Here is a 12,696-nt window from a genome sequence, read left to right on the forward strand (position 1 = left end):
CCGGTCCACACCAGACCCGCCGAAGTCCTCGGCACCAGAACCACACTCGAGCGGAACTCCCCGACCAACAACCACGGATCCCCCATCTGCGCATACAGCAACCGAAGTTGATGCGTCAGCCCCGCATTGGCCACCAAGCTCCCCCTCCACCACAGGCACGACAGCCACCAGCCTAACGTCGCCGACTTGTTCGCGGCCGTCGAACACCTTGACGCCCGGCTGCGCGGGCGCGCCATGCCCTTGGACCTGGGGTGTTGCCACCGGGGCGTGGACCATCGGGAACCGCGGGCATGATCCTGACGTCTGTTCAGGGGTTGGGGAAGAGTACGAACATCCGGGGGGATGCCGATGGCGGATTTCACTGTGGACCACGCGGCTTTCGAACAGGAGCCAGACCTCTTTGAAGGCGTCGCGGTCGTGCTTGGCCTGCCACCGCATCTCCTCGCCCTGGCATGAGGCGGTGAGCGTCAACTCGTCCCAGGTCAGAGGGTGTTCGCGGTAGTGCGCGTTGGGCCGCTCGGGCTCGCCCGGGTAGCGGTCGACGGCGATGCGGATCAGGTAGCGGGTGATGGGCTCGGTTCCGGTGTTCCTCGGTCGTCGGCGCATCGTCAGCCGGTAGGTGACGCCATCGAATCGAGGGCGGCGTCGTCGTGCCCGACCAAGATCGCGGAGCCGGAGGCGTATGGCTGCTCGGGCTGGCGCTGTGCCGGTGGCCCCGCCTGCGGGCGGCTTCGGGCACGGCCCTCGTACTCGGTCCAGCGCCGCCAGATGGCCTTGCCCGCGTTCAGCGCCTCGTCGGCCCGGCGGGCGAAGTCCTCCGTCGGCTTGTGACGGCCGGACTCCATGTGGCTTACGTACGAGGGGTCGAAGCCCATTTTCCCGGCCAGCCCACGCTTGGACATGCCGCGCACCTCCCGCCAGTGGGCGACCTCGGCGGCGAACGCCTCCGCCGTCGGGTCGACCACCTCGTCGTCGGCCTGCGTCTCCATCCGCTCCGCCCCCAGGTGAGTGATGAATGAACCGTGAGTGACCTTAGCTCACCATTCCGTCACAGTCCTTTCTGCGGCTGTCATTACCCCGTCGGCCGTGAACCCCAAGCGTCCGAGCTGCAAGAACTCTCCATTTGCCGCCCTGTCGCGAGGAGTTCGCTGTGCACGAGTCCCAGAACCGTCACCGGGGCAAGCACTACGACCCCGTCGGAGCAGTCCTCGGCACGGTGTGGGCGGTCGGCCACGCGGTGGTGATCGTTCTCCTCGGCGTCACTTCGCACAACCAGTTCAACGCGGATCACCTTGGCGCCGACCGAGCCGCCAACTCCGTGCTAGACCGCGAGCTGCCCGCATAGCGCTGCCCCCAGGCGCCCGACGGCCACCGGTCGGCGGGCGCGTCACTGGCACCACCCATCGCACAGGAAGGCCCCTGACCGGGGCCGGACTCGATTGGAGCGCACAGCATGTGTGAGACCAGGAACGTGACCATCCCCGCCCACGACGGGCCCATCGACCTCTCCCGCCCGCACTTCGTGGGCATTGGCGGTTCCGGCATGTCGGCGGTGGCCCAGCTGCTGCTGGCCAGTGGCAGCCGCGTCTCCGGCTCGGACACCAGCGACACCGCTGCCCTGCGGGCGTTGGAGGACGCCGGGGCCCGCGTCGCTGTCGGCCACACCGCCAGCAACCTGCCCGCGGACACCACCGTCCTCGTGTGGTCCAGCGCCGTCACGGTCTCCAACCCGGAGCTGACCGCCGCCCGCCGCACCGGCATCCCGATCGTGCACCGCGCCGACGTCCTCGCTCACCTGATCGCCACCGCCGAGCAGTCCGTCGCTGTCGCCGGAACCCACGGCAAGACCATGACCACCGGCATCCTCAGCGCCGCCCTCGCCCACATGGACCCGTCCCACGTCATCGGCGGCACCCCCGTTGGCCGTCCCAACGCCCACCACGGCAGGGGCGGTCTCTTGGTCGCCGAGGCGGACGAGAGCGACCGCACTGTGGGCCGCTACCACCCGCAGGTTGCCGTCGTCCTGAATGTCGACGACGACCACCCTGAGCAGTACGTCGACCTGGACGACGCCCTCGACACCTTCGAGCGTCTGGCCCGCAACAGCGGTGTCCTGGTCGTCTCCGCCGACGACCACGGCGCCCGCCTGCTGACCGAGCGCCTCCAGCTCGCCCCCGGCCCGCGTGTCGTGACCGTAGGCGAGAGCAGGAACGCGGACGTGCGCGTGATGCGCGTCCTGTGGGACGGGGCGGCCAGCCACGTCACCGTGCAGGACACCGACGGGTCGTGGCACCACTTCACCCTGGCCGTCCCGGGCCGCCACAACGCCATGAACGCCGCCGCCGCGTTCGCCGCCGGCCGGGCGCTCGGAGCCGAGCCCGCCGACCTGGTGGAAGGCATCAACGCCTTCCAGGGCATCCAGCGCAGGCTCACCACCACCGGCAGCCACGCTGGGGTGACGGTGCTGGACTCCTACGCCCACCACCCGAGCGAGATCACCGCCGACCTGGCCACCGCCCGCATGCTCACCGAGGGCCGGGTGATCGCCGTGTTCGAGCCGACCGGCTGGACCCGCACCGCCGCCCTCGGCGAGGAGATGGGCCGTCGGCTCGCGGCGGCGGACGAGGTCGTCATCCTCAACGTGCACTCAACGGTCGAGTCCCCGCTGACCGGAGTTGGCACCGAGCCGATCGCCGCCACGGTGGCCGAGATGGGCGGCCGAGCCCACGCCACCACGGGCGGCCAGGAGGTTGAGGACCTGGTCGCTGAGCCGGCCGGGCCCGGCGACCTCGTGGTGACGATGGGCGCCGGGACGGCCGACCGCGTCGGTAGGGCGGTCCTGCTGCGGCTGGCCGAGGCCCCGGCACCCGCACCGGCCCCGTAGTCAGCCCACGATGCCCACGGCGTCGAGCTTGGTCAGCCGCATCGCGGTGTCCTCCAGCCCGACGCTGTGGGAGCCCTTGATCAGCACCACATCTCCGGGCTTGAGGTAGGTCAGCAGCAGATCGAGGGCGGCGTCCCGGTTCGGTACCAGCGTGGACGTCGCGCCGCCCTCGACAGCACCCGCGTGCACCAGGGCGGCCTCCGCCCCGCCGACCGCGATCAGGTCCGTGACACCGCTCTGAGAAACAAGGCGGCCCAGCTCCGCGTGGTGGGCCTCGGACTCCTCGCCCAGCTCCCGCATCTCGCCCAGGACCGCAACCGCCCTCCGCCCATCGGCCGCCATCGCGACCAGCGCGGCCAGGGCGACGGCCATCGAATCGGGGTTCGCGTTGAAGGCATCATTGATCACCGTCACCCCGTCCGGGCGCTCGGTGACGTCCATCCGACCCGGCGTCAGCTGCCGGGCACTGCTCAGCGCCTTGGCCACCTTCTGCACGCTCGCGCCGAGGCCGATCGCGACCGCAGCGGCGGCGCTCGCGTTGGCGACGTGGTGGGCGCCGTGCAGCCCCAGCGCCACGCGGGCCTTCTCACCCTGGTGGGTCAGGGTGAACGAGGGCCGGCCCGCGGCGTCCAGCTCGACGTCGACGGCCCGGACATCCCCGGCCTCCAAGCCGAACGTCAGGACCGGTGCACTCGTGCGCGGTGCCATTGACATGACGTACGGGTCATCCGCGTTCAGCACCGCCAGGCCGTCGGCGGGCAGGGCCTCGACGAGCTCGCCCTTCGCGGCGGCGATCGAGTCCTTCCCGCCGCCGAACTCGCCGACGTGCGCGGTCCCGACGTTCAGCACCAGGCCGACCTTCGGCGGAACGATCCCCGTCAGGTACGCGATGTGCCCCATGCCGCGCGAACCCATCTCCAGCACCAACAGGCGGGTGTTCTCGTCCGCCCGCATCACGGTCAGCGGCAATCCGATCTCGCCGTTGAACGAGAGCGGGGTGGCGACTGTGGTGTCCATGGTCTCCAGAACCTGGGCCAGCAGGTCCTTGGTGCTGGTCTTCCCGGCCGAGCCGGTCAGGGCGATGACCGTCGGCGACTTGAGACGGCCCAGTACCGCGCGGGCCAGGTCGCCCATCGCGTCCTGCACATCCGGCACCACGATCGCCGGCACCCCGACCGGCCGGGCGGCCAGCACTGCCGCCGCCCCGGCCCGGGCGGCGGCCTCGGCGAAGCGATGCCCGTCGGTGCGCTCGCCGGGCAAGGCGATGAACAACGCGCCGGGCTCCACCAGCCGCGAGTCGATGACCCCGGGCCGGTCCACCACCACGTCCGCGTCCGGGGCGTCGTGCAGAGCACCCCCGACGGCCTCGGCGATCTCTTGCAAGGTCATGGGGACCACGGTGGCTCCGATCCATCGACACCCGCCCCGCCTCGGGACGGCCTCCCACCGACGCTAGCGGCTCCCCAGACCCTCGCCCGAAGTCCCACGCATTCCGAACCAGACCGTGACATAAGGAAGATGAGCATGTCTGATGCACGTCGTATCGCCCTCGTCACCGGTGGCCGGTCCGGTGAGCGCGACCGCTCGCTGATCTCCGGCGAGGCCGTCCGCGAGTCGCTGGTCCGCCAGAGCCTGCCGCACGTCGTCCTCGACCCCACCGACAAGGACTTCACCGACCGCGCCCGCGAGACGGACGTCGCGTTCCTCGCCATCGCCGGCCAGTGGGCCGAGGACGGCAAGCTCCAAGGCCTCCTGGACACCCTCGGCGTCCCCTACACCGGCTCCGGGGTACTGGCCAGCGCGATGGCGATGCACAAGCCCACCTCGTAGACCCTGATCCTCGCCGGTGGCGTCACCGTCCTGCCGCACATCCCGCTGCAGGGCCACGAGGATCCGGGCGAGGCCGCGCGGGCCTGTGTAGAGGAGCTGGGCCTGCCAGTCATCCTGAAGCCCACCTCGGAGGGCGGGTCGATCGGCATGCGGGTCTTCCGGGACCTGAACTCGCTCACCACCACGCTCACCCACGACACCCGCGGCGGCGAGTGGTTCATCGAGCCCTTCAAGGAGGGCACCGCAGTCACCTGCGGCGTGCTGGAGAAGGACGGCGCGCTGATGACGCTCCCGCCGCTGGAGACCGTCCCCACCAGCGCCGACTTCTACGACTACAAGGCCAAGCGCAACCCGGCCGGCCACCGCTACCGCTGCCCCGCCCAGTTCCCGGACGCCGTCCTCGCCACCATCTCCCGCGCGGCCGTCCGGGCCCACCAGGTCCTGCACTGCTCGGGCTACTCGCGCTCGGACTTCCTCGTCACCCCGGCCGGCGACGTCCACTGGCTGGAGGTCAACACCCTGCCCGGCCTCTCCCCGCACGGGAACCTCGCCACGATGGCCGCCGCAGCCGGGATCAGCTACGACGCCCTCATCCAGGCCATGCTCGCCACCGCACACACCGACGGGTACCGGCCGTGAGCGCCGCCCTGCCGCTGGCAGCGGCCGACGTCTACGACGCCCAGCGCCGACTGCGCGGAGTCGCCGCCTCCACCCCCGCGCTCTCACACCCGACACTGGACGACATCGCCGGACGGAGCGTGGTCAGCAAGGCCGAGGCCCTGCAGCGGACCGGCTCGTTCAAGTTCCGCGGCGCCTACAACGCCGTCGCGGCCCTCAGCCCGCGCGAGCGGCGGCGGGGAGTGATCGGCGCGTCCTCCGGCAACCATGCCCAGGCTCTCGCCCTGGCCGGCCGCCTGCTCGGAGTGCCGGTCACCGTGGTCGTTCCGCACGACGCCCCCAAGGCCTAGGTGGACGGCGCCCGCGCCCTCGGGGCCGACATCGTCGCCTACCACCGTCAGCGCGACGATCGCGACGCCCTCACCGATCGCCTATCCGTCGACCACGGCTATACCGTCGTGCCGTCCTCCAGTGCCCACGCGGTCATGGCGGGAGCCGGCACCGTCGCGCTGGAACTGCTCTGGCAGGCCCCCGTGCTGACCGCGATCCTCGTGCCGGTCGGCGGAGGAGGGCTGGCGGCCGGCACCGCCGTCGCGGCCAAGCACATCAACCCGAACATCAAGGTCATCGGCGTGGAGCCGCAGGCCGCAGCCGACACCGCAGCCTCCCTGCAGGCCGGCCAGCTCGCCGAGCTGGCCGCCGTCCCCGACACCATCGCGGACGGCCTGCGGCACACCAGCCCCGCACCGCTGCCATGGGAGATCAACCGTGTGCTACTGGATGGCGTGGTGACCGTGACGGACGCTCAGATCGTGCAGGCTATGGGCTGGGCGTTCAAGCACCTGAAGGTCGTGGCCGAGCCCTCCGGGGCGGTCGCGCTCGCGGCCATGGACGGTCTCGACCTGCCGCCCGGACCCGTCGGCGTGATCATCTCCGGGGGTTCGGTGGACCTGGACGCCTTCCACCGCCTCGTGGCCACCCCGCCGCCCAGGAAGGAACCAGCCCTTGCCTGACCAGCCCAACCGCCACCCGATCCCGCTGATCACCCAGTACGCCACACCGGACTTGATCAATGCCATCGCATACGAGGGCCACCCGCCCGGCGACGACGACAACTGGATGGCCAGCGGCGCCCCGAACAAGGCTGCCTACGGCTACTGGTCCACCCGGCTGTGCGGCATGGCTTGCCTAAGGATGGCCCTGTTCGCCCGCGACGGCCACGCACCCACCCTGTTCGACCTCCTGGCCGGATGCCTCTCCTACGGCGGCTACGTCCAGCAGGAGGACGGCAGCGTCGGCGGCCTCTACTACCGGCCGTTCACCGAGTACGCCGCCGCCAGCCACGGACTCAAGTCGGAGATTATTACCACCCTGGACCCGGCCCGACTGGTCAGCGAGCTCGACAAGGGCCACCTCGTAATGGCCTCCGTCCACAAGGAGATTCGACGGCCCGACCGGGCGGCGCCCGGACGCGGCGGACACCTCGTCCTCGTCACCAGCCATCAGGAGGGCGAAGTGACCTTCCGCAACCCCTCCGGCCACACCGCAGACACCGTGGACGCAACCCTGCCGCTTGACCTGTTCGACAACTTCGCCGCCCACCGGGGCATCGCACTGCAACTCTGAACGCCCTCCGTGGCTCGCCGCCCCGCTCGTCATGCCCGACGGCTCCCTGATGAAGCGGGAGCGCGGGACGCCTCAAGGCGCCCCGGTCTCTCCCGTGCTGGCGAATCTGTTCCTGCACTACGCGTTCGACACTTGGATGGCCCGGAACTTCCCGGGCGTCCAGTTCGAGCGCTACGCGGACGACGCGGTGCTGCACTGCGTCTCCGAGAGCCAGGCCCGCATGGTCCTGGCAGCGCTGCGGGAGCGGATGGTCGGGGTCGGGCTGGAACTCCACCCGGACAAGACCCGGATCGTCTACTGCAAGGACCAACTGCGCCGGGGCTCGTACGAGCACACGGCGTTCACGTTCCTTGGGTACACGTTCCGAGCCAGAAGGGGCCGGAGCCGACATGGGAACCTGTTCCTCGGCTTCGACCCGGCGATCAGCAGGGACGCCCTGAACAAGATCAGCCGCGAGGTGCGGAGCTGGCATCTGCACCTTCGCACCGATCTGACCTTCAACGAGCTGGCGCGGAGGGTGAACCCCAAGGCGGCCGGCTGGATCAACTACTACGGCCGGTTCCGGCCGTGGGAGATGCTCGCCTTCCTGACGCGCATCAACGCCTGCCTCGTGCGGTGGATCCGGAAGAAGTACGGACGGCTCGCGGGTAAGCGGAAGGCGCTGGCGAAGCTCCAGGAGATCGCCCGGCGCTACCCCCGCATGTTCGCGCACTGGCGGCTCACGCCAACTGCGTGTGCGGTGTTGGTCTGATGATCAGAGCGGCACGAGCCGTGTAACGGGAGACTGTTACGCACGGTTCTGTGAGGGCCGGGGGGGTGAGATTCCCCCCGGCTACTCGGCACGGCCGATAATGCCGTGTTCGCACATCAGGCGGGCTATCCGTTTGCGGTTGACCACCCGGCCCTGGGCTCGCAGTTCCGCGTGCACCCTCGGAACCCCGTAGGCGCCCCGGGTCTCCCGGTGGACCTGGCGGATCTCGTGGACGAGGGCCGCCTCGGCCGCTGCCCGCTCGGTCCGGGCACGTGCCCCGGCCTGCCAGGCGTAGTAGCCGGAACGGGCGACGCCCAGGACCTCGCACAGCCGCTGGATGCCGAACTCGGCGGCATGGGCGGAGATGAAGTCCCAGCGGCGGGCCCTCACTTCATCTCCCGTGCGAAATAGGCCGCTGCCCGGCGCAGGATCTCCTTCTCGACCTGCCACTCGCGTTCGGCCTTGCGCAGCCGGGCGAGCTCGGCCCGCTCATCGGCGCTCAGTGCTTGCCCGGTCGACGACGGCCCGGCATCGGCGGCTCGTACCCAGTTCCGCAGGATCTCGTGGTTGACCCCGATCTCCTTCGCGACGGCCGCGAACGTGCGCCGGCCCTCCGAGGCCCGGTACAGCGCGACGGCATCACAACGGAACTCGTCCGAGTACTTCGACGGACGTCCCACCTGGACTTCCCTTCCTGGATCGACAAGATCCAAGTGTCAGGGTGTCCACGTCACGGGGCAAAGCTCAAGGCCGACTACAAAGAGCGCCATGCGGTTGAATGTGGGATCAATCGACTCAAGCGCCACCGTGCGGTGGCAACGAGATACGACAAGCTTGTCGTTCGCTACGAGGCGACCGTGCTGGTCGCGGCCATCAATGAATGGCTGTGACCAGCCTTCACAACAGCCTCTGGGCGAGGTTGTCGGTGACACGCTGGAGCACGGAGACTGCAGTCGCGTATTCCTCCTCCGTGATGTCGCCGAGGAGCTCCACACGCACCCGGTCCATGTGTTCCTTCGCCGTTGCCAGGCCCTCGCGGCCCTGCTCCGTGAGGGTCAGCCGGCCGTCCGCGCCGATGCCGAGCCAGCCCCGGTGTACGAGGGCGTCGACGGCGTGGACCATCACCTGGGTGCCCATGCCGTAGGGCACGGCCACGGCGCGAATCTCCTCCCTGGTGAGGCCGTGCTCGGCGCGGACGATGTTGTTGAGCGCCCACCACTGGGGCTGGGTCACGTCGATGCGTGCCAGGGCGGCTTGCGAGTGCCGCAGGATCGCCTCGGTGGCGCCCCAGGCGACCAGGGCGATGCGCCGCTGGTCGAGCGTGGCGGTGCCGTTCTGCGGGGTGCTTACGGTCGTCATGATCGCTAGGCTAGAACCTCAAGTGCGGTTGAGGTCAAGGTCGTGGCGCTGCCGCCACGAGATACAAGGAACTTGCCGTGGGCCAAAGTGGCAACCATGCTGGTCGCAGTCCTCAAAAGCGGCCGTGACCAGCACTTTGGCAACAGACCCTCCTCGATGACCACCTTCGAGACCCTGGCCGCGATCCGAGCCGCCTTCTCCAACTGCGGCAGCGTGGACAGGCGCTGCTTGTCCGTGGACCGCCTCGCGGTGCTGGTCAACCGCGTTGTCATCAGGATCTCGAACAGGTCCAGCGCGTCATCGATCGCCTTCGCCTCCAGGTGGCGCATCACTGCGGTGAGCATCGCCGTGCGCTTGGGCTCTGGAGTCCGCTCCAGCTTGGGCGCCTTGGTGCCCAGCCCGTACCGGGCCAGCGCGGACAGCCGGTTCGGCGGCATCTGCTCCAGCCGTACCCGTCCCAGCTGGAAGGCGACGATGTCCTCGACCCGCTGCAACGCGGCCTTCATGGCGGTGCCGGTGTCCGCGTCGGCGGCCGGCGCATCCGCTCCAGCTCCGAGTACCGTTTGCCCTCCGGCGTCTTCAGCGTGGCGACCAGGACGCCGGGCAGTGCCGGGTCCGCCCGCCGGGGCGCCCTGGTGACCGTGGTGTGCAGCCGCTTGTCCGCGACGGTGCGGACCTCGGCGACCTGCCGCGCCAGCGCGCTCACCCCGGCAAGAGCCCCCGGTTGCGGCGCAGCCAGCCCATCGCGTGATCGAACAGGGCCTTCGGCCCCTCCGCGTGCGCCGTCCACGCCCGGCTGTGCAGGAAGGCCCGGAAGCGGGCCCAGGCGGAAGCCGTCGCTGCTGGTCCGAGACGCCGAGCACCGCGGCGAGGTGGTGGAGGTCGCGGGCGGTGCCCGGGCTGGCGGGATCGGCCGCGTGGTCGTAGGCGGCTTGCAAGCGAGAAGGCGGAGTACTTGCACGCCTCCTCGCCGCCCTCTCCGACCGACTCATGGCGAAACGCTGAAACGACGGATGACGCCTTGCTCCAGCTGAGCGCGACGAAGTCCCAGCCCGCGGGCACCGGATACAGTTGGCCGCCGGATCTCCGAGTCCCGAACCTCCCCGAGCGCCTCGAAGAGCTCGGGTAGGTTGCCATCGCGATCCGGCGCACCCGGCCACCGCGGTTGCGTTTTTCGACCTGCCGGGCGGCACCCTGATGGTGCGTCAGGCTGCGTGGCGAGAGCCGGACCTCAGCGTCCGGCGAGAGTGTCGAACCAGGTGCGGATGAGGGGGTAGGAGGCCAGCGCCGAGCCGTTGTGGTCGGCGGCGCCCGCGTCCACCACCGGCGCGTCGACCCCGGCACCCGCCAACTGCGCCTTGCAGCCGAGGGTGTTGGTGGGTGCCACGTCCCGGTCGCCGTCTGCGTCGTAGAGCTGGACCGGCACCTGCGGCGCCCACTGGCAGACGCTGTCCGCCACCCGGAACATCTGCGCGAACTTGCCGGTCGGGTGTTGGAGTTGCTGCAGGAAGGCGGGGGTGAAGAGCTGCTGCAGGCTGTCCGGGAGGGCGGCGGCCACCTGCTCGTCGGTGTGCTCGCCGTCGAACAGGTCGGTCACGGTGCGGTCGTAGGGCGCCTGGAAGGCCTCGGCGGGTGAGCCGTAGAGCGGGTGCAGCCGGTTCCACGCGACCACCAGGTCGGCGGCGTAGAACGCGGCTTCCGTGCCGAGCAGTTGGCCGCCGAGGGCGGCCGGCAGTTCGCTGCCCATCAGGTCGTACGGTCCGCTCACCGGGGCCAGTGCGGTCAGCCGGTACCCGGGAACCTGCCCATGCTGCAACGCCCGCCCGATGCTCATCGCGGCCGCCCCGCCCTCGGAGAAGCCGGTCACCAGCACCCGGCCGTCGGCGCGCATGCCGTGCCGGGCCTCGACCTCCCGGGCGGCGACCAGCAGGTCGGTCGAGGCCGTGGTCTCCGAGGGCGCGTCCAGGTACGGGTGGGTGCCGGGCCCGACGCCCAGCCCCAGGTAGTCCGGCGCCACCGCGGCGAAGCCGTCCCCGGCGAACATCACCGCCGCCGCGCGGTTGGGCCCGTCCGCCACTGACGGGGCCTCACCTCGGTAGGCCATGGTGCCGTGCGCGTACTCGACGGTGGTCAGTGCGCGCGGCCCCGGATCGTGCGGGAGCGCCACCAGCCCGCTCGCGGTGGTGGGCCACCCCTCGGGGGTGACGGTCCGATAGACCACCCGCTCCAGCTCGACCCCGCCCTGTTCGGCCGGGGTGACGAAGCCGGCGTCCCGGACACTGGTGGTGGCCTGCTGGGCGTCCAGTAAGGCGAGCGGGGTGACCGAGACCACGGTGCCGCGGTGTGCCCGGCCGGCGCCAAGGTCCGCCGCCGTTGCGGTGGCGCTGCCGGCCCCGGCCGTCAGGCAGAGGACGGCGGCGGCTGCGGACAGCCGCAGGGCGGTGCGGCGGTGCGACTGATGCTTCGGCATCGGGTTGGTCATCGAAGTCTTCCCTCGTTCGGTTGCGCTCCCGGGAGCTTCCCGGTGCCCCCAACACTTCCAGCGCGGCGGCCCGGGAACGATGGAGCTGCCGGGCGTACCGCGGGTGGGGAGAACCCCCGGTACGCCCGGGGGAGAACCAGTATCACCACCCGCCCCAGCCGCCAGGCCCGCAGGTCGGCCCTGACCTGGGTGATGACCGTCTGGTCGTTGGTGTTGCCGGGCCAGGTCCAGATCCGCACCGGGATGCCTTCGCGGGTGACGGCCAGTCTGAGGTTCCCCCGATCCTCAGGTGCCGGCCTGATCAGGCCCACCGGGGCGACGTCGTGTCAGAGCCGTCGCCTAGAGTGCAGCATCCAACAGACCGACGGCTGGCAAGAGGGTGGGCGATGACCGAGGCATGGAGCCGGCTGCGAGCGCTCATGGGAGAGCCGGTGTACATCCCGGCACAGGTTCCGTGGGAGCTGGCGCCCGCCGATCTGGGCGTCCAACTACCATCGGACTACCGCGCGTTCATCGACCTGTATGGCGGGGTGAACCTGAACGGCGAGTGGGGTGTGTTCACACCGAAGAGGAACTCGCGCTTCCTCGACGTGCCGGGCGGGATGGCGGGATGGCGCTTCGAGGCCGACATCAACCTCCGCGATCAGGTCGAAGGCGAGGAGCAGTGGTGGGATCAGCAGGACCCCACCCCGGTGTTCCCGGACCCCGGCGGCTTGCTGCCCTGGGGCTCGAACAGCAACCACAACCAGTGCTGCTGGCAGACTACCGGTCCGGACCCTGAGCAGTGGCCGGTGACGGTGTTCTACGACGACCGACTCGACCACTTCGACGGTGGCTTCGCGGAATTCCTGCTAACCGTGCTGACCGGCGGTTACACCGCAGAGGCCGAGTTGCTGGTACTCGCCGACCCTGACGTGTGGGGGCCTCAGCTGCCCCGCCCTCTCTGGTCACCCGGCGAAGACTGGGCGGGCAGGAACTGGGGCCTCGAGTGGGGCATCGAGGGCTTTCCCACCGAGCCCAGGTCGACGGAGATGCCCTGGGTCAGGAAGTGACGCTCTGCGGGAGATGTCAGAGTAGCCCGCTGACCGTCAGTGGACGAACCCGCCCCAGGCGCGGCCCAGGCGTGCCATGATCACCACATGAGCG

13 protein-coding genes and 4 pseudogenes are annotated in these 12,696 nt (G+C 70.4%); 9 read left to right on the forward strand and 8 right to left on the reverse strand.

Features of this window, described 5'->3' with window-relative positions:
- Positions 1 to 606, reverse strand: a pseudogene (locus ABD369_RS36760) (hypothetical protein); the annotation flags it as partial.
- Positions 607 to 608: 2 nt separating this feature from the next.
- A complete protein-coding gene (locus ABD369_RS36765) occupies positions 609 to 989 on the reverse strand; it encodes a helix-turn-helix domain-containing protein (protein ID WP_344640996.1) in 381 nt (126 codons plus the stop codon).
- 161 nt (positions 990 to 1,150) lie between these two features.
- Between ABD369_RS36765 and ABD369_RS36770 the strand changes: the two genes are divergently transcribed.
- Positions 1,151 to 1,345: a hypothetical protein gene (locus ABD369_RS36770; RefSeq protein ID WP_344640997.1), complete on the forward strand. Its 195-nt coding sequence runs from the start codon at positions 1,151 to 1,153 to the stop codon at positions 1,343 to 1,345.
- Positions 1,346 to 1,453: 108 nt separating this feature from the next.
- Positions 1,454 to 2,884 (forward strand): UDP-N-acetylmuramate--L-alanine ligase, encoded by a 1,431-nt coding sequence (gene murC, locus ABD369_RS36775; RefSeq protein ID WP_344640998.1) that lies wholly within the window; start codon positions 1,454 to 1,456, stop codon positions 2,882 to 2,884.
- Here the strand turns inward: murC and ABD369_RS36780 are convergent, their stop codons facing one another.
- Positions 2,885 to 4,282, reverse strand: a complete 1,398-nt coding sequence (locus ABD369_RS36780; protein WP_344640999.1) for a UDP-N-acetylmuramoyl-tripeptide--D-alanyl-D-alanine ligase — start codon at positions 4,280 to 4,282, stop codon at positions 2,885 to 2,887. It abuts the gene before it with no gap.
- Positions 4,283 to 4,408: 126 nt separating this feature from the next.
- On the opposite strand from ABD369_RS36780, the gene ABD369_RS36785 reads away from it, so the two are divergent.
- From ABD369_RS36785 to ABD369_RS36805, 5 genes and pseudogenes are all read left to right on the forward strand, one after another.
- Complete coding sequence (locus ABD369_RS36785; protein WP_344641000.1) at positions 4,409 to 4,714, forward strand: D-alanine--D-alanine ligase family protein; 306 nt, start codon at positions 4,409 to 4,411, stop codon at positions 4,712 to 4,714.
- 30 nt (positions 4,715 to 4,744) lie between these two features.
- Positions 4,745 to 5,353: a D-alanine--D-alanine ligase family protein gene (locus ABD369_RS36790; RefSeq protein WP_344641029.1), complete on the forward strand. Its 609-nt coding sequence runs from the start codon at positions 4,745 to 4,747 to the stop codon at positions 5,351 to 5,353.
- Positions 5,350 to 6,345 (forward strand): annotated as a pseudogene (locus ABD369_RS36795) (threonine ammonia-lyase). The gene ABD369_RS36790 and the pseudogene ABD369_RS36795 overlap by 4 nt, the downstream one beginning before the upstream one ends.
- Complete coding sequence (locus ABD369_RS36800; RefSeq protein WP_344641001.1) at positions 6,338 to 6,958, forward strand: C39 family peptidase; 621 nt, start codon at positions 6,338 to 6,340, stop codon at positions 6,956 to 6,958. Before ABD369_RS36795 ends, ABD369_RS36800 begins: the two are co-directional and overlap by 8 nt.
- 31 nt (positions 6,959 to 6,989) lie before the next feature.
- Positions 6,990 to 7,709 (forward strand): reverse transcriptase domain-containing protein, encoded by a 720-nt coding sequence (locus ABD369_RS36805; RefSeq protein WP_344641002.1) that lies wholly within the window; start codon positions 6,990 to 6,992, stop codon positions 7,707 to 7,709.
- Between the two features lie 81 nt (positions 7,710 to 7,790).
- On the opposite strand, the gene ABD369_RS36810 is transcribed toward ABD369_RS36805, so the two are convergent.
- Together ABD369_RS36810 and ABD369_RS36815 are read right to left on the reverse strand one after the other, a co-directional pair.
- Complete coding sequence (locus ABD369_RS36810; protein WP_344641003.1) at positions 7,791 to 8,099, reverse strand: IS3 family transposase; 309 nt, start codon at positions 8,097 to 8,099, stop codon at positions 7,791 to 7,793.
- A complete protein-coding gene (locus ABD369_RS36815; RefSeq protein WP_344641004.1) occupies positions 8,096 to 8,389 on the reverse strand; it encodes a transposase in 294 nt (97 codons plus the stop codon). Before ABD369_RS36815 ends, ABD369_RS36810 begins: the two co-directional genes overlap by 4 nt.
- Before the next feature lie 69 nt (positions 8,390 to 8,458).
- On the opposite strand from ABD369_RS36815, the pseudogene ABD369_RS41365 reads away from it, so the two are divergent.
- Positions 8,459 to 8,599 (forward strand): annotated as a pseudogene (locus ABD369_RS41365) (IS5 family transposase); the annotation flags it as partial.
- A 7-nt stretch (positions 8,600 to 8,606) separates the two neighbouring features.
- Here the strand turns inward: ABD369_RS41365 and ABD369_RS36820 are convergent.
- The 3 genes and pseudogenes from ABD369_RS36820 to ABD369_RS36830 form a co-directional block, all read right to left on the reverse strand.
- A complete protein-coding gene (locus tag ABD369_RS36820; RefSeq protein ID WP_344641005.1) occupies positions 8,607 to 9,068 on the reverse strand; it encodes a MarR family winged helix-turn-helix transcriptional regulator in 462 nt (153 codons plus the stop codon).
- A gap of 149 nt (positions 9,069 to 9,217) precedes the next feature.
- A pseudogene (locus tag ABD369_RS36825) lies at positions 9,218 to 9,887 on the reverse strand (Tn3 family transposase); the annotation flags it as partial.
- Positions 9,888 to 10,299: 412 nt separating this feature from the next.
- A complete protein-coding gene (locus tag ABD369_RS36830; RefSeq protein ID WP_344641006.1) occupies positions 10,300 to 11,538 on the reverse strand; it encodes an alpha/beta hydrolase family protein in 1,239 nt (412 codons plus the stop codon).
- A gap of 398 nt (positions 11,539 to 11,936) precedes the next feature.
- Here ABD369_RS36830 and ABD369_RS36835 point away from each other — a divergent pair, with 398 nt between their 5' ends.
- Complete coding sequence (locus ABD369_RS36835; protein WP_344641007.1) at positions 11,937 to 12,602, forward strand: SMI1/KNR4 family protein; 666 nt, start codon at positions 11,937 to 11,939, stop codon at positions 12,600 to 12,602.
- The last annotated feature ends 94 nt before the right edge of the window (positions 12,603 to 12,696 follow it).

The sequence above is a fragment of the Kitasatospora cystarginea genome (genome assembly GCF_039533515.1).
Taxonomy (GTDB): Bacteria; Actinomycetota; Actinomycetes; order Streptomycetales; family Streptomycetaceae; genus Kitasatospora; species Kitasatospora cystarginea.